Here is a 20,157-nt window from a genome sequence, read left to right as displayed (position 1 = left end):
CACAGCGCCTCCCCGTGGAGGCGGGAAGGAGAGATCTCATGCCCCTGACCCGTATTGTCATGCGTCTCGGACGCAATCCGGACGCCGGTTATCCCGGTGGTGACGACCATCGCGGCTATGTCATCGTCGCGCCACTGGATGAGGGCGGCAAACTCGACGCCGATCTGTGGCGGGAGAACCGCAAGGCCTGCACGGTTGATCGCTTCTCGCCCGACCCGGATGAAAAGGCCGATGGCTGGCTGACCCATCGCGGCGCGAACTGGTTCTTCCACTATGACGAGGAAGACGAGGGACCGGACGAGCCCGTCTACCGGCTCGGCGACCACACGATGCGGCTGGGGGACTACCTTACCATCCACGAAGCCGATGGCGACGCACTGACCTACAAGATCACCGAAGCGGTGAAGGTCTAGGCCGCGCCCAGAGTCTCCTGGAAGCGAACAGCCTCGCCCATCGAGGGGCTGACAAGCTCGTCATCGCGCATGATCGTGCTGCCGCGGACGATCGTCGCCATCGGCCAGCCGGTGACGGTGTCGCCGGTGAAGGGCGACCAGCCGCACTTGGATTCAACCCAGTCCTCGGTGAGGGTCCGCTTGGCCTTCAGGTCGACGATGGTGAAGTCGGCGTCATAACCCACGCTCATCCTTCCCTTGCCGGCAATGCCGAAAATCCTCTGCGCGCCGTGGCTCGTCAGGTCGATGAAGCGTTCGAGGCTCATCCGGCCTTCAGCCACATGGTTCAGCATGACCGGGACCAGCGTTTGTACGCCGGGCATACCCGACGGGCTCTGCGGATAGGGGCGGGATTTTTCCTCGCGCGTGTGCGGGGCGTGATCGGAACCAACTACGTCGAAGAGGCCGTTCTGGACGCCATGCCACAGGCCGGCGCGGTGCTCGGCGGAGCGGATCGGCGGGTTCATCTGGGCGAAGGCCTTCAGCCGGTCATACGCGTCGGGCGCTTCCAGCGTCAGGTGCTGGGGCGTGACCTCGCAGCTCGCCACGTCGCGGCAGTCCATCAGGAAGTCGACTTCCTCCGCTGTCGAGATATGCAGGACATGGATACGCTTGCCGGTCTTGCGGGCCAGGCGCACCAGGCGCTCGGTCGACATGATGGCGGCCTTGGCGTCGCGCACGACCGTGTGGCTCTGCCAGTCCCCGTCCACGGCGAGGGCGCGGCGCTCTTCCAGCCGGTATTCGTCCTCGGAATGGAAAGCCGCGCGCCGTGAAATCGCGCGCAAAACCCGCTCAACGCCCTCATCATCCTTGACGAGGAGGTCGCCGGTCGACGCCCCCATGAACACCTTGACCCCGCAGCAGCCGGGGGCTTTTTCCATTTCGGCGAGGACGTCGGCATTCTCGTTCGTCGCGCCGGCATAGAAGGCGAAATCGCTGTGCATGCGGTGCCGGGCGCGCTTCAGCTTGTCATTCAACGCATCCATGTCGGTGGTCGCCGGGCTGGTATTCGGCATTTCGAACACCGCCGTGACCCCGCCCAAAACCGCCGCGCGGGATCCGGATTCGAGGTCTTCCTTCCATTCCAGGCCCGGCTCGCGGAAATGGACCTGGGTGTCGATCACGCCCGGCAGGACGGTCAGGCCCGCGGCGTCGAAGACCTCGCCCGCATCGGCCTTGGACAGGTCGCCAATGTCGGCGATATGCCCGCCGGTGACGCCGATGTCGGCGCGGCCGCGCCCGGCATGGTTGGCGATCTCGCCGCCACGGATGATCAGGTCGAAAGTCCGGCTCATGTCTTGGTGCGCTCCAGCAGGCGCGTGGCAGCTTCGAAGGCGGCGTCGACGGAGAGGTCCATCAGGAGGCTCGTCGGGTGGGCCTTCCAGTTCGGCGTCTCGTCCTGGATGGTATCAAAATTCCGCGCGCCCCGCACCACGGCGCATTGTTCGCCATAGGGGCCATAAAGGCGCTCGTCGGACGGGCCGAACAGGCCGAGTGTCGGCGTACCCATCGCCGCGGAGATATGCATGACCCCGGAATCATTGCCAATGAACAGCCGGGCGCGGGCCAGGCACGCCGCGACATCGGTCAGGTAGAGCTTGCCGGTCAGGTCGAAGACGCCGGCGTCGGGCAGGGCTTCGTGGATCGGCTTGGCGTGAACCTCGTCACCGGGCCCGCCGAAGATCACGACCAGCGCGCCGGCCATCGGCCCGCCGGGACCGACCATGCGCTTGACCAGCTCACCAAAACGGTCACCGGGCCACATCTTGAAGGGCAGGGAGGCTGACGGGCAGACAGCCAGGACCTGCCGCCCAGTCGGGAACAGGCCAGCGGCGCGCGTCTCGGCATCCTCCGGCAGGTGGATTTTCGGCAGGGGCGGCGGTTCCAGCCGCAACACGCCGGCCGCCTCGCGCACCTTGTGCATCGGGATTTTCGTCGAGCGCAGCGTCTTGCGGACATCAGCGCGCAAGAGGGCGGCGATGGCCGAGCCGCGCATGTCGACAACGAGATCCCATTTGGTCCCGGCGACACGCCGCCACAGGCCCAGCCAGTGCAGGCCCAGGGGTTTCTTGTTGACGATGATGATCCGGTCCAGCCGCGGGGTGTTTTCCAGGATGGGCTGGGCCAGCTTGCCACAGGCAATCGTGAACCGGGCGTCGGGCCGTGTGCGGACGAGATGGTCCAGCACGCCGGAATTGATGACGGCATCGCCGATCCGTGTCGACGTGATGAACAGGATGCGTTCCATGCGTCGCGGCATAGCCTACAGGGGGGCGCTTGGCCAGACGATCCAGCGGGTCCATATGAGGGGGATGAGCACCGGAACCCTTCCCCCCGCCCGCCTCGCCCGCCGCGCCGTTATCTCGGTGGAGGGCGAGGAAAGCCGGGACTTCCTGCAGCGCGTCCTGACGCTGGATTTTGCAACGCTCGACACCGGGGCGATCCGGCCTGCTGCCTTGCTCACGCCGCAGGGGAAAATCCTGGTTGATTTCCTTGTGCACGGGATCGAGGGCGGGGTGTTCCTGGACGTCCACGGCGAGGCCGCCGACGCGCTGGTCAAACGGTTGTCGATGTACCGGCTGCGCGCGAAAGCCGATATCGCCCTACGCGAGGATCTTGTTGTCGTTGCGGGCAAGGGGGCCGAGGACCCGCGCCATGCCGGCTTGCCGACGCGCGCGGTAGTTCGATCAGAAGACGCACCTGCCGGCGACGGCGACGCAGACCAGGACGCCGCCGAGATCGCGCAGGGCGTGCCCGCTTTCGGGCGCGACTACGCGGAAGCCGACGTGTTCCCGACCGACGTCAATCTCGACCTCTATGGCGGGGTGGGCTGGAAGAAAGGCTGTTTCGTTGGCCAGGAAGTCGTCTCGCGGATGAAGCGGCGCGGCACGATCCGCAAGCGCTCGCTGGGGCTGACGTTTGAGGTTGAGGCTCCAGCCGCCGGGACGCCGGTCATGGCCGGTGACACGCCACTGGGCGAGATCACCTCGTCAGCGGGTGAGGCCGCCATCGCGCGACTGCGGCTCGACCGGCTGGAAGGCCATGAGGACGGGATAGCGGCGGACGGCATGACCGCCCGGATTACGGTTCAGCCGTAATAGTCTTCTTCGGCGGCGCGGAGTTTTGACTCTTCCTTGTGCGGGGAGAGGACTTCGAGCTTCACATGCCGGCGCCGGTTGGTGGAGATGACGAAGAACCGCTTGTCGGGATAGTCCAGCTTGCATTCGAGCATGGCCGAAGTGATCAGGTCGACATTCTTGGGGTCATCGTCGGACATGCCGAAACTGTGGGCTTCGTCGCGGCCGTATTGTTCCAGCCCCATCTCGACACAGCGCCGGATAGCGGCGCGCTTCAGGCCCGCCGTGGTCAGGTGTTCGCCCAATTCCTTTCGTACCGCCGTATTGGAGACGCCGAACACGGCAAGGTAATTGGGCTCCTCGGGAATTTTCCCGGCCTCTTTCAGCAGGGAAATGCCCTGTTTGATGATGGTTTCGGAATGCTGGCGTGCGGTGATGATCGCGATCGGGCGCCGGCGCAGGACGGCGTACTTGAAAATATCCCAGGACGGCCCCATCCAGCCATCACCGGCGTCGAGCGCCCGGCGGATATCGCGCAGGAGATATTCCTCGCCATTGCGGTCCTTGCCGTCCGCGAATTCCCGGAAAGCGCGCTCAGGCGGCGCGGCCCAGTCTTCCCAGTCTCCGGCAACGCCGAGATAGCCCCGGATGCCGTCGAATTCGGCCTGGGTCATCGACTTCTCTTCACCCGTCATCGTGTTGAGCAGGTGCGACCGCGTCGGCAGGTGCAGCATGTTCTCGTCGATGTCGAAGAAATAGAAGCTCTGGCGGGGCATCAGGATTGTCGCTCTCGGTCAGATTCCCTCTCCCCTTTAGGGGAGAGCGTTGGGGTGAGGGGTGGCGCTAAGCGCCTCCAGAATTACGGTCAGAACGCCGTCCGTGTTTGAAAGTATATCGTTATTCCAGAAACGGATCACCCGATAGCCTTCGGATTCCAGCCAACGGGTCCGGCGGGCATCTCTGGCTACTTCTAGCGCATGCTGGCCACCATCGGCTTCAATAATAAGCTTGGCATCTGGACAAAAGAAGTCGGCCACATAGGGACCTATCGGCGCTTGCCGACGAAACTTCCAGCCTTCGAGGTTGCGGTTTTTCAGGTAACGCCAGAGCCGCGTTTCGGCATCTGTCGGTGTGCGGCGCAGCTGTCGGGCTTGTTTGGTTCCGGGTCGTTCCATTTACCCCTCACCCTACCCTCTCCCCCAAGGGGAGAGGGGCGCTTCTGCAGCCGACAGCGATGTTACTCCGCGGCCACGATGGCGATCACCGAAGCATCGTCGCTGACAGCCATGCGGGTGATGCCGGTCAGGCCGAAGGCGGAAAGATCGCCCACGGGCGTCCAGTCGGCGCTGTTGGCATCGCGCCAGACCAGCATGCCGTCATCGGACGCGAACGCGCCGGCCAGGCCATCGGGAGCCGAGGCGAGCGCATAATCCTGTGACAGGCCCGGAAGGTCGAACAGGTAGGCGGTTTCGCCATCAATGAAGCCATAGTGCATGGCCTGGAAGCCGCCATCCTCGCGCGGGGTCGTGAAGATCGCGCCGGTGCCGTCCGGCGTCGCATAAAGCGCCCGGTCGATGTTCTCGTAGACCGTTTCGACCGTCCCGGCATCCAGATCAGCGACCTGCAACGAGAAGGGTTCGGTCAGGACGAACATGGCAGCCTGCCGTTCGTCCGGGCTGAAGGCGAAATAGCCGACCGGGTGCAGGTCGATCATGACCTCGCGGTTGCCGCCGTCCAGATCGGTGCGCGTAATCAGCTGGGTTCCGGCCGCGTCCTGATGCAGGAAAGCGATCGACGCGCCGTCCGACAGCAGGCGGGGAGAATACTCCCCGTCCTCAGGCGTGTTGGTCACCTGGACGCGGGTACCGTCGACCGAATTGTAGCGATAGACATCGGTCGTTCCGGCTTCGGACTCGGCCGAATAATAGAAATCGTGGCTGCCGGGCACGAAGGCCGGCTGATTGTCATAGCCGGGTTGGTTGGTGACGTTTCGCGGCGTGCCAATGGACGGTACGCCGTCGACCCAGCTGAGCCCGGCCAGGTAAATATCCATGCCCGGCAGGCCGACTGCCTCTTCGTCCGCGTCGGCGTCGTCAGTGCCGGTTTCGCCGGCGGAGCTGTCGTCGGTCATGTCGCCGGCCGACGCCTCGACTGTGTCGATGACGGTATCGGCCGCGGCGGCTTCATCGGTACCGGTGGCTGGGTCGTTGCCACCCGAGCAGGCGGTGAGGGCGAGGACCAGCGTGGACGCGGTAATCAGGCGGGTGGCGGTCATGGGCGTGCCTTTCGGGCAATGGAAGCGATCAGCGTTTTTCCACGATGGCGGTGCCGCAGCCATAGCCGGCCCCGAAGGCGGCCATGATGCCTTTTTCGCCGGCCGTCATGTCAGCGGAATTCATGTCGAACGTCATGACCACGCTCGAGGACGAGGTGTTGCCATACTCGTCCAGGATGACCGGAGCTTCTTCCGGCGTCGGGTCGCGACCCAGCGCGCGCTTGGAAATGGCGTGGACCATGCGGATATTGGCCTGGTGCATCCAGGCGCGCTTGATGTCCGCGCCGGTCAGGCCGCAATCGGCGATCAGGGCTTCGCAAACCGATGACGCGAACGGGATGACGTCGCGGAAGACACGGTGGCCGTCCTGGTCGACAAAGGCCTCGAATTCCTCGCCTTCCTCGAATTCGGCGTGATTGAGGAAGCCGAAATCGGACCGCAGGGCGTTGGAGAAAGCCGTCTGCAGGCGCGTTCCGCGCACCAGCCAGCCGCCCGGTTCGATATCGGCCCGTTCAACCAGGATGGCGGCCGACGCGTCGCCAAAGATGAAGTGCACTTCCCGGCGGCGGTAATGGTTGATCGCGCTCATGATCTCCGGGCTGATGATCAGCACTGAATTGGCCGATCCGGCTCGGATCATGTCGCGGGCCTGCTGCAGGCCGAACAGGGCCGAGGCGCAGGCCATGGTCATGTCGTAGGCCCAGCCCTCGATGCCGAGTGCGTTCTGGATCTCGACGGAGACGGCGGGGAAGTTGCGTTGCTGGGCCGAGCTGGCAACGATGATGCCGTCGACGTCAGTGGCCGAACGGCCGGCCTTTTCCAGCGCCGCCTTGGCGGCGATCAGTCCGAACTCGGCCTGGACGGACAGCTCATCGATGGGCCGGTGCGGCAGGCGCGGACGCATCCGTGTAATGTCCATCAGACCGTCACGGTCGAGAACATGACGGTTCTGGATACCGGAGGCCTTGACGATAAATTCCTCGCTGGAGGGCAGCATCGCCTGTGTTTCGCCGGCCTCGATGGCGGCCGCATTCTCGGTATTGAACTGGTCGACATAGGCGTTGAACACCTCGACCAGTTCAGCATTGGTGATCCTGGCATCCGGCGCGTGCCAGCCGGTAGAACGTATAACGCAGTCAGTCACGAAGCCCGCTTCTCCACGAATATCGAACCGATAGAATAGCCCGCGCCGAAGGAGCAGATAAGCCCCGTCTCGCCAGGCACGAAATCATCATTATGCCGATGGAAGGCGATCACTGAACCGCAGCCCGCCGTATTGGCAAATTCATCGAGGATGATGGGCGCTTCTTCCGGCGCAACGTCACGGCCGTAAACCTTCCGCGCGACCATGGAATTCATGTTGATATTCGCCTGGTGCAGCCACAGGCGTTTGACCTGATCGGGTGTCAGGCCCAGCTCGCCCATGTGCTCAAGAATGAAATCGGCCGCCATCGGGCAGACTTCCTTGAAGACCTTGCGCCCCTGCTGGGAGAAAAGCTGATCCGCTTCGCTGCGCTGCGGTGTCTCGCAGCGGTTCAGGAAGCCCAGATTGGTGCGGATATTGTTGGAGAATTCTGTCTTCATCTTCATGCCGCGAATGGACCAACCGTCCGTCGCATCGTCTTCCCGGACCACAAGAACAGCGGTCGCCGCGTCGCCGAAGATGAAATGGCTGTCGCGGTCATTGTAGTTGACCTGAGGCGTGGCGAGTTCAGGCGTCACGACCAGCATCGAGCGCGCCTGTCCTGACGTGATCAGGTTCGAGGCGACCGTGATGCCGAATGTCGCCGACGAGCAGGCCACGCTCATGTCGTAGGCAAAGCCGCCAATGCCCAGCTCCTGCTGGATTTCCACCGCCATGGAGGGGTAGGCGCGCTGCATCGAGGTTGCCGAACAGATGACGCCGTCGACATCGGCCGGACCCCACCCGGCACGTTCGAGTGCGTCCTTGCCCGCCGCGGCACCGGCTTCGGCCATCCAGGACAGCTCGTCATCGGGTCGGAAAGGAATGTCCGGTTTCATCCGGTCGAGATCGAGAATGCCGGACTTGGAAATCGCGTATCGGGCCTTGATGCCCGAAGCCTTCTCGATGAATTCGGTCGAGGAGGGTTGTTTCTCGGCCAGCTCGCCCCGGGCAATCGCATCGGCGTTCTCCGCATTGTAGCGGACGACATGGGCGTTGTAGCTCTCCACCAGCTCCTGGTTGGTCAGCACTTCGCCCGGTGTCCACAGGCCGGTGGACTGGATTGCCGTTGCGATCATGGAATGACTTGCCTCTGGCTCGGATGCGAGCTCTGCCGCGTATGTAGTACAGGAATCCTTTAGGAGTGGCGCAATACGCCTAATCCTCGGCGGGATAAACCGGGTTTTGCGTCTGGCGATGTGTGTCGCCATTGGTTTCACAGACCCAATCGCCCGGTCCGGCGGGTGTATGGGCACCGCCCAGGCCGCATTCGGCGCGGCTCATGTCGCGGGCCTGCGGGCCGTCCTCGTCGCGTTCCCAGTTCAGTGTGCTGCACCCGGTGGCCAGCAGCGCGAATGATGCAATCGCCAGACGTCGCGTCATGAAGTCTCTCCCATCTTGCGCACCGGCAGGTGGCGCGGGCAGGCGACCAGATGATCATTGACCATCCCGACCGCCTGCATGAAGGCATAGACGATCACAGGCCCGACGAATTTGAAACCGCGTTTCTTGAGGTCTTTCGAAATCGTCTCGCTTAGCGGCGTCTTGGCGGGGACGTCGCGCATCGCGGTAAAGCGGTTCTGGATCGGCCGGCCACCGGTAAAGCCCCACAGATACGCGGAAAAATCCTCGCCCGCCTCGCGCATGGCGAGATAGGCCTGCGCATTGCCGATGGTCGCGACGATCTTGGACCGGCTGCGGATAATGCCCGGATCGGCGAGGAGACGGGCGATATCGGCCTCGCCATATCCCGCAATGATGTCCGGATCGAAGCCGTCAAAGGCGGCGCGCAGTGAATCGCGCTTGCGCAAGATCGTGATCCAGGCGAGCCCCGCCTGCATGCCGTCGAGGATCAGCTTTTCCCACAGGGCGCGGCTGTCATACTCGGGCACGCCCCATTCGGTGTCGTGATAGGCCGCATAGAGCGGATCGTCATCCGGTGCCCAGGGACAGCGGGAAAGCATCGTCTCGGTCATCGCACCGCTCTAGCGCATGGCGTGCGCCGGCGCGACCCGGAAATTGGGGGCGGGACCCTAGAGGTCGCCGTCTTCCAGCAGCGTATAGGTAAAGCCGTTGCCATAAATGTCTCGGCCGCGCCGGGCCAGCGTCATGAAGACATCAAAGTCCGTCGGGTCGGCGAAGACCTGACAGCCTGCCGACCACTTGCCGACCACGGTCGAGGCGCGGGTGTCACCCGCGCGGTGGATATTGATACCGGTCCCGTTGGTCATCACCTCGGCATCCAGGTCGATCGTGCCGTCTTCATTGCGGTCGCGGTGGACGGGAAGGTTTGTGCCGGGCTTCTGGCAGACGGCTTCATACCGGCCCTGGTGTTTGCGGATGGCGTGGCTGGACCGGTACTGGCCGGGTTTGAGGATCGCCGTGCCGTGCACGTTCAGCGGCCTGCGCAGATAGTAGAGCCCCGGATCGGTCGTGCCCGGCCAAGCGTAAAAGGCCCAGTCGCCGGCTACGCCGTCGCGATAGCTGACCGTGATCCAGTCATCGAACCGGTCGGGCACGGTGCTGGCTGACCGGATACCGACGATGTTGAGGTCGAACCCCTTCGCGTTCTCGAACAGGCGGTAGCCCTTCGTGGTCATGGCGGCGTGAATGGCGGCGCGGTCCGGCCGGTTCATGTTAGGCTCTCGTCGGTAAAGCTCCCGGTTGCAAGTGTAGCATAACTCGCCCCCTGGGGGATAAGCGGACAAAAAAGGGGCGGCCAGGGTTTCCCCGGACCGCCCGTTTTCAGGTTTGTTACGAAGGGTAGGCTTGTGATGAAGGCTTACTGGGCGGGCGGCGGGGTCGGTGCCTCGTGGCCGCGTCCTTCCAGGATCGAGATGGTGACCGAGGAGCCGTCGTCGGACCAGTCCGAGGTGGTCTCGCTGCCACCTACGGCGAGCGAGCCGTCCCACGGACCACAGGCCGGTTCCGCGCCCTCGGCCTCGGCCGGCGGCACGATGCAGAGCTGGCCGTCCGACCAGGTCCAGCTGGCACCGGTGCGTCCGAGGCTGTCGGAGTAGGAGCCATCCGCGTCGAAGAAGGCGTCAAAGCCGTGTCCGGCCTCGTCGATGATCACGCGCACCGTGTTGCCCACGGCATTGTCCATGCCATCGGCAAGCGCGGGCGCGGTCATCAGCCCGGCGAGCGCCAGGCCTGCGATAAGGTGTTTCATGATGTTTCGGTCCCCCGAATAGAAGTATCCGCCCCCCAGCGGGACGCGAAGTTAATCATGCGTTAACCACAAAGGGAAGACGTGAAGGCGAATTCGGCCGTTCCGTTTCGCCTGCGGCGCGAACGACAGACGCTGGAGCCTGCCCTTTGATCGCGACCCTCATCCCGCTGGCGCTGTTTGCGCTGACCGGCCTTGCCGCCGGTCATGTCACCGGTCTGGTGACGAGGGACCGGCCCTTCGGCCTGCTCGCCGATCTGGCGCTGGGGCTTGTTGGTGCGGTCGCGGCGGGCTGGCTCTACATCGCCTTCGTCCCCGGCCTGCCCTTCGGGCTGACACTGACCTTTACCGCCGCCATCGCCGGCGCGCTCGTCCTGCTCATCGCGGTGCGCCTCGTCCGGCGTCGCTGAGGCGGTTTCACGGCCAAAGCAAGGCGTCGCCCGTCAGCCTGTATTCAGCCGCTTTAACGCACTCTCCCCCTCGTGCGCCCCTCGCGGTGCGCCGGCCGGACGGCGGGCGGATCCACCTCCCTCGCGGTCTTCCAGCCCGAACGCCGGCGCGCCGCCTTTCTTTCCTTTGAAGCGGAAGGCCTGCGAAGGGGGGCGCACACCTGCCCGAACCGCCCACAAGGAACGTGCCGGCGAATTCGCGCGTTAGGCGAGGAGGGGCGGCGGTCCGGCATGCTTCGTGCTAGTGTCGCTGCCAGCACACGGAATAAGGGGAGTGCCCGCATGGGTCTGATTTTCGCCCGCATCGGTTCGGTCAGCGCGACGCTGTTCCTGGCCTTCATCCTGGCGACCGCGATGCTGGTCACGCTGGGGCTCTATGCGCCGGACTGGCTCAACTGGATCATCAATGGCGCGGAACTGGTCGAGGACTGGCTGACCCATACCGGGCTTCCCAACCGCTATAACAATTTCGTGCGCATCTTCCTGGGTGACGAGCAGATCACCTTCCTCTTCTTCACCATCATCGCGCGCGTGATCATCGCCATCGTGGCGACCAGCTTCTCCGCCGCCTTCTTCCCGGACCGCGACAAGCGCAACGTCATCGAACGCACCTTCGGGTAAGTTTACCCCACCCTGACGCTGCGCGTCCTCCCTCCCCTCGAGGGGAGGGTAGGGGTGGGGTTTGCTGTGATCACGAAAAAAAAGCCCGCCCCGGAATGGTCAGGAAACCGGAGCGGGCGAGTTCCCCTCGAACGGAAACGAGGGGGGTCGAACCGTGAGGCGCTCGGGGCCTCTGCCTTTAAAACGTTTTCGCCCCTGGCCGGGTTCCGGGATATCACCCTCTCCCTCCAGGGAGAGGGTGGCCCGTCAGGGCCGGGTGAGGGGTCTTCGTTCCAGACAATCCCCTCATCCTGAGTTGCTGCCGTCAGGCAGCCTCGAAGGAGGGTTCAAACGCACAGCGTGCTTGAAAGGCTCGCGCCTTCGGCCCTCGCACCTCAGCATGAGGGAGGACAGAGGTCACCATTCAGGAGCACCCTCCTCTCCCTTGAGGGGAGAGGTGTCCGCGAAGCGGACGGAGAGGGTGGGCTACTCCAACGCCTGTGTTTCCCACCCCTTCCGCTTCGCGTTCGCTCAGCACCTTCCCCCTCGAGGGGAAGGAGGGGCGCCCATGCTATCAGGACTTAAAAACCAAACCCGTTCCCCCGGCGAACGCCGGGGTCCAGATCGCGGCCCGTCAGGTGCTGACCCCGGCCGCGCCGCAGGACGCGGGCGGCGGCCTGCATCCGCGCTCTCGTTTCGGGCGTACTCACGCGCCGGGGCATGGCCGGGAGTATGGAGAATCTAGTGATAACGAAAAAGCACCAACTAATCGGCGCCCCGCGATCTAGGAATAAATCGAGAGCGAAAATAATTTTCGACATCTGTAATTAATACTCTTCGAACCAATACCTGCTCTACAAACTCTACCTGGCTCGTTTTTCTTATACGTTCGAGCGAACGTCGATCATTGTCATTGGCCGTATCTAAGAGGGCTCGCGCTCGCTCAAGGATCAGATTGTATAAGAGTTCGGAAAAATGTTTTCCGCGTAAAACTTCAGCTATCGCGATATCATCCGCAGTACTCATTTCCGCTTTTAGTTCCGTGATCGTTGGTAGCCGATCCTCAACTCCGCATATTCCTATTTGTTTTTTTAATGTTAGACGCCTAGTTCGCCGACCAGTGATGCACCCTGCTTCATTGATACCGCCAAAATCGACTGCACGAATTCTATCAATTGACGCAGAAGGATTTAAATTTCGCAATACTTTCAACGCAACGATATATAATAACGCCCTTGTATCCGCTGTCAAATTCGCCACGGTCTCCAAATTCGAGAGTCCATCGAGCAAAGCATCTACTTGATGATCGTCTAAGTTAGCGTGATCGGTGAGAAATCCCGATAATGCATTCATGTTGCATATAAAGTACTCAACGGAATAATACGGGGTTATATAAAAACATCCGTTATCTTTTACCCAGTCTTCGATGTTGTAATCTCTATCGACGAAGTAAAGGCAATTATCTGAATTAGAGATAACTTTTGTGGCTAGGTGATAACATTTTAGTACAGCCCCTTTGCCACCACAGACGTATTTGACTGACTTCGCGCGATCCGAGTATAGCCGCAGTTGTCGTGCGTAAAAAATTGCATCCACATCGCCTTCAACAAATAGGGCATAGAAATCAACGCCTATAGTCCGGCTCGCGAGATCCTGGACCAAAGACTGAGGGGAGTGGCGTGCTTCAAGGTGCAGCTGTCGAAAATCGGCGTTCATCAATCGCCCATGATCAGCTGTCGAATATCGGTCGCATAGTTTTCGAGGCTATTCTCCCAGATAAACGGAGAATGCGTAACTGATACCAATAGCTCGCAGTTTGAATGCCGCGATATATCCTCCAAAAAGTTTCGTTGCCAAGGCACAGACAGTGATAGTTCGGGTTCGTCAATAAAAATATAAAAAGGATCTTCATTCTGTAAAAACAAATGTGAGAACAATGATACGATTTGTTTTTCACCTGACGATAAACTTGACAAACTTAACAAATTTTCTCTCTTCGATTCAATAATGCTTATTTCATAATTGATATCATCGAACTCTAGATACTTAGAGGGAAGTAAGTATTGATTAATATTATTTACAAAATTCGTTATTTTTTTATCATTTTTAGTGATGTTGCTAATTACGTCATTCAATAGCTGTACGTAGGATAGAACGTAGCTGTCGTCATTGCTAAGAGATTCTTTTTGTTCAATCTCTTTTACAAGATTTAATACTCTTTGTTTTTCGCCGTCAGAAAGTACATTTTCGTTCACTTTCTTTAATGATATTTCAACATCGCTCACGACGTCGACCGGTTGATCTTCGTAGTTCCTACGCGACTTCAAAATAACTTCTTTTAAATAGCGGCCGGCAAGATTATTGAGTTCTGAATGTGAATAGGATCGCGCCTCGGAAGTTGCGTCCTTGAAAATAGACTCTACGTCATCCATACCAAATTGAATTATTTCGACGATCGATCTCTCACTATCGCCGCGTAAGAATTTCGACGGCAAGCGCTCAGAATCTAAGTGGGGGAAAATATCCGACAAATCTTTTTCAATTCGTCGATAAGTGGGGAGGTAGTAAAATTTATGAGGAAATTTCTCTCGCATGAATGCATTAATTGATTGAATGTGCTCAGAAAATAAATCTGGTTCTTCTTCACGAGAAGCCCAATAGATTTGTTCTGCGGCATGTGGTGTTGAGTTTGTGATTCGGGCGATATGACGAATTAGACTAGGACTTGGTGAGCTGCTAGTTCGAATCTGATCCAATAGATCTGTGTGGCGTGCCAAGTCGTAAAATCTACGCATGTAGCGATGACCACGTTTATCTAGAAAACGTAGCTGATCATGAGTGACCTTTATGCTTTCGGATCCAATAGTTATCGAGGCTTCTCGAAAGGGTATCCGTTCAAGTTTTTGCCATTGTCTGCTAACAAAATAGTACATACAATTTAAAATAGTTGTTTTGCCGTACCCGTTTGGGCCAATTATTATACGGCGACCTTCTTCGATATCTAAACTGACATCATGGCGATCGAATAGTCCGTGAATTTCAAATTTATCGATATTCATTTAATCTCTTCTGAACGTGGCTGAGCTACGCCGTAGGCCATAGAGGCCCTAAATTTGGAAAGTAAAAGTACGTAGGTTCCACATAAATCACTCCCCCTCCAACCCTTTAATCTCGTCCCTCAACCGCGCCGCTTCCTCGAATTCCAGATTCGCCGCGGCTTCCCGCATCTGCTTTTCAAGTTCGGCGATATGCGCGCGCAGATTGTTGGGATCGAATGTTGCGCTCTCTTCGCGCGCGGTCAAGCGTTTACGGTCCCGGGCGCGCGCCGAGCGGCCCTTGGCGGTTTTTTCCATCACGCCTTCGAGCACGTCGGAGACGCCGCGCACGATGGTGGTCGGCGTGATGCCGTGTTCGAGATTGTAGGCGGTCTGCTTGTCGCGCCGACGGGCGGTCTCGTCCATCGCGCGTTCCATCGAGCCGGTGATGCGGTCGGCATAGAGCACGACTTTCGATTCGGAATTGCGCGCCGCACGGCCGATCGTCTGGACGAGGCTGGTCTCTGAGCGCAGGAAGCCTTCCTTGTCGGCGTCGAGAATGGCGACGAGGCCGCATTCGGGAATGTCGAGCCCCTCGCGCAGGAGATTGATGCCGACGAGCACGTCATACGCCCCCAGGCGCAGATCGCGGATCAGCTCGATCCGCTCCACCGTGTCGACATCGGAATGCATATAGCGGACTTTCAGCCCCTGCTCGTGCATGTATTCGGTGAGATCCTCGGCCATGCGCTTGGTGAGCGTGGTGACGAGGGTGCGCAGGCCCATTTCCGCCGTCGCGCGGGCCTCGGCGATGACATCGTCGACCTGGCTCGCGCCGTCTTTCGCCACGGGGCGGACCTCGACCGGCGGGTCGATGAGGCCGGTCGGGCGGATCACCTGTTCGGTGAAGACGCCCCCCGTTCGCTCCAGCTCCCAGCCGCCGGGCGTGGCGCTGACGCAGATCGTCTGCGGGCGCATCAAATCCCATTCCTCGAATTTCAGCGGCCGGTTGTCGAGACAGGAGGGAAGCCGGAATCCGTGATCGGCGAGCGTCTTCTTGCGGTTGAAGTCGCCCCGGTACATCGCGCCGAGCTGGGGGATGGCGACATGGCTCTCGTCAACGAAGATGAGCGCGTCCTCGGGCAGGTATTCGAACAATGTGGGGGGCGGTTCGCCCGGCTTGCGGCCGGTGAGATAGCGCGAATAGTTCTCGATCCCGTTGCACACGCCGGTGGCCTCGAGCATCTCGATGTCGAATTCGGTGCGCTGGGCGAGGCGCTGGGCCTCGAGCAGCTTGCCGTTCTCCTCCATCCATTTCAGGCGCTCTTTCAGCTCGGTCTTGATGCTGGAGATCGCCTGGTGGAGCGTCGGGCGCGGGGTCACATAGTGCGAATTGGCGTAGACCTTGATCGATTTGAGATCGGCCTGGGCCTTGCCGGTCAGCGGGTCGAATTCGGTGATGGACTCGATCTCGTCGCCGAAGAAGTCCACCCGCCAGGCGCGATCATCGTAGTGCGCCGGGAAGATTTCCAGCACGTCCCCTTTGACCCGGAACGTGCCGCGCTGGAAGGCGGCATCATTGCGCTGATACTGGAGCGCGACGAGGTCTTTCGCGGCGGCGCGCGGGTCGATGGTCTGGCCGGCTTTCAGCTCGAACGTCATCGCGGTGTAGGTCTCGACCGAGCCGATGCCGTAGATGCAGGAGACCGAGGCGACGATGATGACGTCATCGCGTTCCAGGATCGCCCGCGTGGCGGCGTGGCGCATGCGGTCGATGGCCTCGTTGATCGAGGATTCCTTCTCGATGAAGGTATCGGTGCGCGGGACATAGGCTTCGGGCTGGTAGTAGTCGTAGTAGGAGACGAAATACTCGACCGAATTGTCCGGGAAGAAGCTCTTGAATTCGCCGTATAACTGCGCGGCGAGCGTCTTGTTCGGGGCGAGGACCAGCGCGGGGCGCTGAACCTTTTCAATGACTTTCGCCATGGTGAACGTCTTGCCCGTGCCCGTCGCGCCGAGGAGAACCTGGTCCCGTTCCCCGGCATTGAGGTTGTCGACGAGTTCGGGGATGGCCGTTCTCTGGTCGCCCATCGGCTCGAAGTCCGACACGCACTTGAACCGCACCCCGCCTTCGGATTTCTCCGGGCGTTCGGGACGGTGCGGGGTCCACAGCGCCGGGGTTGTCGCGATCTTGTCGAGGACGAAGTCCGCCTGTCCCATGTCGCGCATCGCGCTGTCGTCTGCCGTGAGTCGTGCCATCGCTCCCATGTAGGGTATCGGCGCGCAGGTTTCCAGTTTGTTCCGCCTTGCGTCCGCCTCCTTTTTTAGGCCCCATTGTCCCCGTCCCATCGGGGCGCGGGGGAAGACGGGAGGTGTCATGCGCCAAGGCTTGCGCGACGTTTACATCACCGGCGCGGGGGCGTTTCTCCCCGGCGATCCGGTCGCCAGTGCCGACATGGAGCGCTATCTCGGCCAGGTCGAGGGCCGGGCCTCCTCGCTCGGGCGGCGGGCCTTGCGTTGGAACGGGATCGAGACCCGCCATTACGCGCTCGACCCGGACGGCACGCATCGCCATTCCGGGGCCGACATGTGCGCCGCAGCCGTGCGCGCCGCCGCCGAGTCCGCCGGCGAGAGTTTGGCCGCGCTCGACCTCCTCGCTACCGCCACGACGCAGGGCGATCTCCTCGTCCCCGGCCATGGCGTGCAGGTCCAGGCCGAGCTTGGTGTGGGGCCGCTCGAAGTCGCCAGCTTCCAGTCGGTCTGCGCCTCGGCCCTCATGGCCGCCAAGACCGCCTGGCTCAATATCCGCGCCGGCGAGGCTGACACCGCCGTCGCCGCGGCAAGCGAGTTTTCCTCGCGCTGGTTCCGCCCGGAATTCTATGACGGCTCCGCCCTCATCGACGCGAAGGGCCGGCTCGGGATGCAGGCCGACTTCCTGCGGTGGACGCTCTCCGACGGGGCCGGGGCGGTGTGGATGCGGCCCGCGCCTTCCCCTCAGCACGTCTCGCTGCGGGTGGACTGGATCGACATGGTCTCGCTCGCCCACCGCTATGACCCGTGCATGTGGGCCGGGGCCGCGCCGGGCAGGGCGCATGACCTCACCGGAGGCTGGTCCGCGAAAGGACCACAGGCCGCCTTCGAAGCCGGTGCCATCGCCCTGATGCAGGACTTCACCCTCCTGAAAACCATCATCCGCGCCTGGATCGGGGAGTATCTCAAAAAAGTGGATGCCGGCCGCATTATCCCTGGTGAGATTGACCGCCTCCTGTTGCACTACTCGGCGAAATCCCTGCGCGAGGAGATTATCGGTCTCCTCGACTCCACGGGCGGGATGATCGACGAGGACCGCTGGTTCAATAACCTCCGGACCAAGGGCAATACCGGTTCAGCCTCGATCTGGATCATGCTGGAGGAGTTGTTCGCTGCTCGCGCTTTCATGCCGGGCGAGCGAATCCTGTGTATCGTGCCGGAAAGCGGGCGCGCCATGGTCGGCTTCATGCATTTGACCGCCGTCGCGCCGGAGAAGGAGACGCGCCCATGAACGCCCCAGTCGCTGCCAAGGATATCCAGGACGCTGCCGTCCAGTCGGTCCTCAGGAAGCTCGCCATCGTCTGGACCGAGTTCGAGGGCGAACTGGAGGCAACCGACCTCATCCGGAAGCTGAACCGGGGACAACTCCGGCTTACCGACTATCAGGCCTTCCTGGTCAATTTGCGCCAGCAGGTCGTCGACGGGGCGTGCTGGATCGCGCGGGCGGCGTCGAACATTTCTGAAGACCATTTCGAGTTGCGCTCGACCCTGATCCGCCATGCCGCGACCGAACACCGCGACTACCGACTACTGGAAGACGACTTTTGTGCCACGGGAGGGACAAGAGACGCCATAAGAACGGCAAACAAAAACCCGGGTTCCGAAGCACTCTCGGCCTGGATGTTTCACACCGCCTCGAAGCCCGATCCCTTTGATATGATTGGCGCAATGTTCATCATCGAAGGGCTGGGCTCCACCAAGGCCGCCGGCTGGGGCCGGGCCGTCGCCGACCAGCTCGGACTGGACAAAAAGGCGGTCTCTTTCCTCCTTTATCACGGCGAGAATGACGCTGATCACATGGAGGAGTTCGAGGACATGCTGCGCCTGCTTCCCCTTGATTCCGCTCTGGAAACCCGGATCGTGACCTGCGCACGGGTGACGGGACGGCTCTACGCCATGCAGATCGGGGACATCCTCTAATATGCCCGACCGGCTCGGAAAGCGGTTCGACGCGGCGGACTATGATCCGAAGGACCCCGATCCCTGGCTGGCGTTGTGGCTCGATACCAGCTTGCCCATAGACGACGACGCAAAGGCCGCGCTTTTACGCGGCCATGATTCCTATTCGCGGCGCTTTTTGCTGCCCTTCCTGCGGCCCTTCGTCTTTGTCTTCTTCGTGCTGGTCCACATTGTCCGGCGTGTCTTCCTGCACTGGCCAAATCTGCCGAAGGCGCTGCACAGCCTCATTCACTGGGGGCTGAAGACGTTCGCGACGCCGGACGCGAATTTGCTGATCATGCGGCATTTCAATATCGGCACGGAGATTCTCGCTTTCATCAAGGCGAATGCCGGTCCGGTGACGATCGAGAGTTTCCCGCTGCGGCCCAAGACACTGGCCGATCTGAAAGACAATGTCTTTCTCCAGCACGACCTCAATATCTACAATTTCATCATCGAGCTGAACCGCGATCTGCGCGCGCAGGGGCGGGATCTGTCACCGCCGGGCACGCTCGACCTGTCGATGATTACCGACGGGCCATTTGAATTCGAGGACTTCCCGGACGGGCCGCTCAATTTCGCCGATATCCAGACCGCGATTGAGCTCTACACGCCGCTCTACGCGCTCTTCCTGCCGAAGAATGATTTCGTCCGGGCTGCCAACTCGCTTCAGCTCGACGAGACCATTGCCATCTATATCGCGAAAATTCTCGGCACCGATTATCACCTCGGTTTCATCAAGAATGGCCACCCCATGGTACCGCTCTCAACCTTCGAGGCCGGGCACCGTCTGATGCTGCACGGGCTCGACGCTGAAGGCATTCACGGCTGGCTGCGTGTGCTGAAACGGAGGCAGGCGGCCGGCCTGCCCATCGATCCAGCGACCCCGCCCGGCAGTGTGTCCTAACCGGCGGATTCTGGAAGGCCGTCACGCGGCGCGGCTTCCGCGCTCTCCCACTGGTCGGGATAGATCAGGCCCTCGGTGTCGTAACCGAGCCCCTGCAGGAAAGTCAGGCGGGCATCCAGAACGCTCTCGTCCATCTGCGGCTCACGGGAGAGGATCCAGAGATAGCGGCCGGCGGGTTCAGATACGACGGCCCAGGAATAGTCCTCGGCCACGTCGAGTATCCAGTAATCGCCGAAGAAGGGACCGAAGAAGCTGACTTCCAGCTTCGCGCTCTCACCCGGCTCGATGAGGCGTGCGCGGCCTTCCGCGATATCAAGCTCACCGTCGAGCCCGTCCTTCCAGCAGCGGTTGATGACCCGGATATCGCCGTCCTCGCGGTACTCGTAATAAGCAGACACACCGTGGCAGCCGCGTTCAAAGCCGTGGTCGGCGCGGGCGATTTCAAACCACGTGCCGAGATAGCGGTCGAGATCGACATTCGGGGCCACGGGCGGTGGTGTATCCCCGGCCAGCCGGTCGGGCGGATTGCTGCAGGCCGCTGCGGCAAGGGTCGCAGCAGCAGCGACTAGAACTCGGGGCAAGGGCATGGGGTCTCCTGAACTGGTCTCGCACAGGAATACGCATGAACCCCTTTGCCGGTTCAGGGGGAGGCGGCCAAAGTCGCCGATACGTCGGACACAGGCCCGGGAAAATTCCATTCCGTCTCTGCGGGCATAACCCTTGGTTAAGGGCCGCGAGGGCAATCTGACACTGTTCGAACGT

Annotated in this window: 22 protein-coding genes; 7 read left to right on the top strand and 15 right to left on the bottom strand. The window is 61.2% G+C overall.

Translation table 11 applies throughout. The features are described 5' to 3' along the window. The first annotated feature begins 38 nt into the window (after nucleotides 1–38). On the top strand, nucleotides 39–413 hold the full coding sequence (locus V0U35_RS12275; protein ID WP_330197016.1) for a hypothetical protein: 375 nt from the start codon (nucleotides 39–41) through the stop codon (nucleotides 411–413). Here the strand turns inward: V0U35_RS12275 and V0U35_RS12270 are convergent. Both V0U35_RS12270 and V0U35_RS12265 read right to left on the bottom strand, forming a co-directional pair. Beyond that, on the bottom strand, nucleotides 410–1,747 hold the full coding sequence (locus V0U35_RS12270) for a dihydroorotase (protein ID WP_330197015.1): 1,338 nt from the start codon (nucleotides 1,745–1,747) through the stop codon (nucleotides 410–412). The two genes, V0U35_RS12275 and V0U35_RS12270, sit on opposite strands and share 4 nt — an antisense overlap. Then, nucleotides 1,744–2,700: a glycosyltransferase family 9 protein gene (locus V0U35_RS12265; protein ID WP_330197014.1), complete on the bottom strand. Its 957-nt coding sequence runs from the start codon at nucleotides 2,698–2,700 to the stop codon at nucleotides 1,744–1,746. The genes V0U35_RS12270 and V0U35_RS12265 overlap by 4 nt, the downstream gene beginning before the upstream one ends. Here V0U35_RS12265 and ygfZ point away from each other — a divergent pair. Further along, nucleotides 2,699–3,550, top strand: a complete 852-nt coding sequence (gene ygfZ, locus V0U35_RS12260; RefSeq protein ID WP_330197013.1) for a CAF17-like 4Fe-4S cluster assembly/insertion protein YgfZ — start codon at nucleotides 2,699–2,701, stop codon at nucleotides 3,548–3,550. The genes V0U35_RS12265 and ygfZ overlap by 2 nt on opposite strands. Here the strand turns inward: ygfZ and V0U35_RS12255 are convergent. The 9 genes from V0U35_RS12255 to V0U35_RS12215 all read right to left on the bottom strand — a co-directional run bounded on the left by V0U35_RS12255 (nucleotide 3,541) and on the right by V0U35_RS12215 (nucleotide 10,159). Then, nucleotides 3,541–4,305: a type 1 periplasmic-binding domain-containing protein gene (locus V0U35_RS12255; RefSeq protein WP_330197012.1), complete on the bottom strand. Its 765-nt coding sequence runs from the start codon at nucleotides 4,303–4,305 to the stop codon at nucleotides 3,541–3,543. The genes ygfZ and V0U35_RS12255 overlap by 10 nt on opposite strands. 36 nt (nucleotides 4,306–4,341) lie before the next feature. Then, nucleotides 4,342–4,704: an endonuclease domain-containing protein gene (locus tag V0U35_RS12250; protein ID WP_330197011.1), complete on the bottom strand. Its 363-nt coding sequence runs from the start codon at nucleotides 4,702–4,704 to the stop codon at nucleotides 4,342–4,344. A 62-nt stretch (nucleotides 4,705–4,766) separates the two neighbouring features. Then, nucleotides 4,767–5,804, bottom strand: a complete 1,038-nt coding sequence (locus tag V0U35_RS12245) for a TolB family protein (protein WP_330197010.1) — start codon at nucleotides 5,802–5,804, stop codon at nucleotides 4,767–4,769. A gap of 28 nt (nucleotides 5,805–5,832) precedes the next feature. Further along, nucleotides 5,833–6,948 (bottom strand): beta-ketoacyl-ACP synthase III, encoded by a 1,116-nt coding sequence (locus V0U35_RS12240; RefSeq protein ID WP_330197009.1) that lies wholly within the window; start codon nucleotides 6,946–6,948, stop codon nucleotides 5,833–5,835. Beyond that, the gene (locus tag V0U35_RS12235; RefSeq protein WP_330197008.1) at nucleotides 6,945–8,066 is read right to left on the bottom strand and encodes a beta-ketoacyl-ACP synthase III; all 1,122 of its coding nucleotides are present in this window, start codon (nucleotides 8,064–8,066) and stop codon (nucleotides 6,945–6,947) included. The genes V0U35_RS12240 and V0U35_RS12235 overlap by 4 nt, the downstream gene beginning before the upstream one ends. Nucleotides 8,067–8,145: 79 nt before the next feature. Beyond that, on the bottom strand, nucleotides 8,146–8,370 hold the full coding sequence (locus V0U35_RS12230; protein ID WP_330197007.1) for a hypothetical protein: 225 nt from the start codon (nucleotides 8,368–8,370) through the stop codon (nucleotides 8,146–8,148). Continuing rightward, the gene (locus V0U35_RS12225; RefSeq protein WP_330197006.1) at nucleotides 8,367–8,963 is read right to left on the bottom strand and encodes a DNA-3-methyladenine glycosylase I; all 597 of its coding nucleotides are present in this window, start codon (nucleotides 8,961–8,963) and stop codon (nucleotides 8,367–8,369) included. The genes V0U35_RS12230 and V0U35_RS12225 overlap by 4 nt, the downstream gene beginning before the upstream one ends. A gap of 57 nt (nucleotides 8,964–9,020) precedes the next feature. Beyond that, complete coding sequence (locus tag V0U35_RS12220; protein ID WP_330197005.1) at nucleotides 9,021–9,623, bottom strand: hypothetical protein; 603 nt, start codon at nucleotides 9,621–9,623, stop codon at nucleotides 9,021–9,023. A 146-nt stretch (nucleotides 9,624–9,769) separates the two neighbouring features. Next, on the bottom strand, nucleotides 9,770–10,159 hold the full coding sequence (locus V0U35_RS12215; protein WP_330197004.1) for a hypothetical protein: 390 nt from the start codon (nucleotides 10,157–10,159) through the stop codon (nucleotides 9,770–9,772). Between the two features lie 146 nt (nucleotides 10,160–10,305). Between V0U35_RS12215 and V0U35_RS12210 the strand changes: the two genes are divergently transcribed. Together V0U35_RS12210 and V0U35_RS12205 are read left to right on the top strand one after the other, a co-directional pair. After that, the gene (locus V0U35_RS12210) at nucleotides 10,306–10,566 is read left to right on the top strand and encodes a GlsB/YeaQ/YmgE family stress response membrane protein (protein WP_330197003.1); all 261 of its coding nucleotides are present in this window, start codon (nucleotides 10,306–10,308) and stop codon (nucleotides 10,564–10,566) included. A gap of 321 nt (nucleotides 10,567–10,887) precedes the next feature. Then, entirely contained in the window at nucleotides 10,888–11,226 is a 339-nt protein-coding gene (locus V0U35_RS12205) for a hypothetical protein (RefSeq protein WP_330197002.1), read from the top strand. A gap of 744 nt (nucleotides 11,227–11,970) precedes the next feature. On the opposite strand, the gene V0U35_RS12200 is transcribed toward V0U35_RS12205, so the two are convergent. From V0U35_RS12200 to uvrB, 3 genes are all read right to left on the bottom strand, one after another. Then, on the bottom strand, nucleotides 11,971–12,921 hold the full coding sequence (locus V0U35_RS12200; protein WP_330197001.1) for a DUF4435 domain-containing protein: 951 nt from the start codon (nucleotides 12,919–12,921) through the stop codon (nucleotides 11,971–11,973). Then, nucleotides 12,921–14,264 (bottom strand): AAA family ATPase, encoded by a 1,344-nt coding sequence (locus V0U35_RS12195; RefSeq protein WP_330197000.1) that lies wholly within the window; start codon nucleotides 14,262–14,264, stop codon nucleotides 12,921–12,923. Before V0U35_RS12195 ends, V0U35_RS12200 begins: the two co-directional genes overlap by 1 nt. 87 nt (nucleotides 14,265–14,351) lie before the next feature. Next, nucleotides 14,352–16,499, bottom strand: a complete 2,148-nt coding sequence (gene uvrB, locus V0U35_RS12190) for an excinuclease ABC subunit UvrB (protein ID WP_330196999.1) — start codon at nucleotides 16,497–16,499, stop codon at nucleotides 14,352–14,354. Between the two features lie 118 nt (nucleotides 16,500–16,617). Here uvrB and V0U35_RS12185 point away from each other — a divergent pair, with 118 nt between their 5' ends. The 3 genes from V0U35_RS12185 to V0U35_RS12175 are packed head-to-tail and all read left to right on the top strand — an operon-like array spanning nucleotide 16,618 to nucleotide 19,395. Continuing rightward, nucleotides 16,618–17,781, top strand: a complete 1,164-nt coding sequence (locus V0U35_RS12185; protein WP_330196998.1) for a 3-oxoacyl-[acyl-carrier-protein] synthase III C-terminal domain-containing protein — start codon at nucleotides 16,618–16,620, stop codon at nucleotides 17,779–17,781. Continuing rightward, the gene (locus tag V0U35_RS12180; RefSeq protein ID WP_330196997.1) at nucleotides 17,778–18,470 is read left to right on the top strand and encodes an iron-containing redox enzyme family protein; all 693 of its coding nucleotides are present in this window, start codon (nucleotides 17,778–17,780) and stop codon (nucleotides 18,468–18,470) included. The genes V0U35_RS12185 and V0U35_RS12180 overlap by 4 nt, the downstream gene beginning before the upstream one ends. Before the next feature lies 1 nt (nucleotide 18,471). Further along, the gene (locus V0U35_RS12175; RefSeq protein WP_330196996.1) at nucleotides 18,472–19,395 is read left to right on the top strand and encodes a DUF6999 family protein; all 924 of its coding nucleotides are present in this window, start codon (nucleotides 18,472–18,474) and stop codon (nucleotides 19,393–19,395) included. Here the strand turns inward: V0U35_RS12175 and V0U35_RS12170 are convergent. Beyond that, a complete protein-coding gene (locus tag V0U35_RS12170; RefSeq protein WP_373696408.1) occupies nucleotides 19,392–19,982 on the bottom strand; it encodes a lipocalin family protein in 591 nt (196 codons plus the stop codon). The genes V0U35_RS12175 and V0U35_RS12170 overlap by 4 nt on opposite strands. Nucleotides 19,983–20,157: the final 175 nt, after the last annotated feature.

The organism is Hyphobacterium marinum (assembly GCF_036330325.1).
GTDB classification, from domain to species: domain Bacteria; phylum Pseudomonadota; class Alphaproteobacteria; order Caulobacterales; family Maricaulaceae; genus Hyphobacterium; species Hyphobacterium marinum.
Note: the sequence above shows the minus strand (reverse complement) of the source record. Positions and strands in the feature narration are given on the sequence as shown.

Coding starts and splice junctions, on each gene's coding strand:
- V0U35_RS12275 (WP_330197016.1), top strand. CDS start 39: ATGCCCCTGACCCGTATTGTCATGCGTCTCGGACGCAATCCGGACGCC.
- V0U35_RS12270 (WP_330197015.1), bottom strand. CDS start 1,747: ATGAGCCGGACTTTCGACCTGATCATCCGTGGCGGCGAGATCGCCAAC.
- ygfZ (WP_330197013.1), top strand. CDS start 2,699: ATGCGTCGCGGCATAGCCTACAGGGGGGCGCTTGGCCAGACGATCCAG.
- V0U35_RS12265 (WP_330197014.1), bottom strand. CDS start 2,700: ATGGAACGCATCCTGTTCATCACGTCGACACGGATCGGCGATGCCGTC.
- V0U35_RS12255 (WP_330197012.1), bottom strand. CDS start 4,305: ATGCCCCGCCAGAGCTTCTATTTCTTCGACATCGACGAGAACATGCTG.
- V0U35_RS12250 (WP_330197011.1), bottom strand. CDS start 4,704: ATGGAACGACCCGGAACCAAACAAGCCCGACAGCTGCGCCGCACACCG.
- V0U35_RS12245 (WP_330197010.1), bottom strand. CDS start 5,804: ATGACCGCCACCCGCCTGATTACCGCGTCCACGCTGGTCCTCGCCCTC.
- V0U35_RS12235 (WP_330197008.1), bottom strand. CDS start 8,066: ATGATCGCAACGGCAATCCAGTCCACCGGCCTGTGGACACCGGGCGAA.
- V0U35_RS12230 (WP_330197007.1), bottom strand. CDS start 8,370: ATGACGCGACGTCTGGCGATTGCATCATTCGCGCTGCTGGCCACCGGG.
- V0U35_RS12225 (WP_330197006.1), bottom strand. CDS start 8,963: ATGACCGAGACGATGCTTTCCCGCTGTCCCTGGGCACCGGATGACGAT.
- V0U35_RS12220 (WP_330197005.1), bottom strand. CDS start 9,623: ATGAACCGGCCGGACCGCGCCGCCATTCACGCCGCCATGACCACGAAG.
- V0U35_RS12215 (WP_330197004.1), bottom strand. CDS start 10,159: ATGAAACACCTTATCGCAGGCCTGGCGCTCGCCGGGCTGATGACCGCG.
- V0U35_RS12205 (WP_330197002.1), top strand. CDS start 10,888: ATGGGTCTGATTTTCGCCCGCATCGGTTCGGTCAGCGCGACGCTGTTC.
- V0U35_RS12200 (WP_330197001.1), bottom strand. CDS start 12,921: ATGAACGCCGATTTTCGACAGCTGCACCTTGAAGCACGCCACTCCCCT.
- V0U35_RS12195 (WP_330197000.1), bottom strand. CDS start 14,264: ATGAATATCGATAAATTTGAAATTCACGGACTATTCGATCGCCATGAT.
- uvrB (WP_330196999.1), bottom strand. CDS start 16,499: ATGGCACGACTCACGGCAGACGACAGCGCGATGCGCGACATGGGACAG.
- V0U35_RS12185 (WP_330196998.1), top strand. CDS start 16,618: ATGCGCCAAGGCTTGCGCGACGTTTACATCACCGGCGCGGGGGCGTTT.
- V0U35_RS12180 (WP_330196997.1), top strand. CDS start 17,778: ATGAACGCCCCAGTCGCTGCCAAGGATATCCAGGACGCTGCCGTCCAG.
- V0U35_RS12175 (WP_330196996.1), top strand. CDS start 18,472: ATGCCCGACCGGCTCGGAAAGCGGTTCGACGCGGCGGACTATGATCCG.
- V0U35_RS12170 (WP_373696408.1), bottom strand. CDS start 19,982: ATGCCCTTGCCCCGAGTTCTAGTCGCTGCTGCTGCGACCCTTGCCGCA.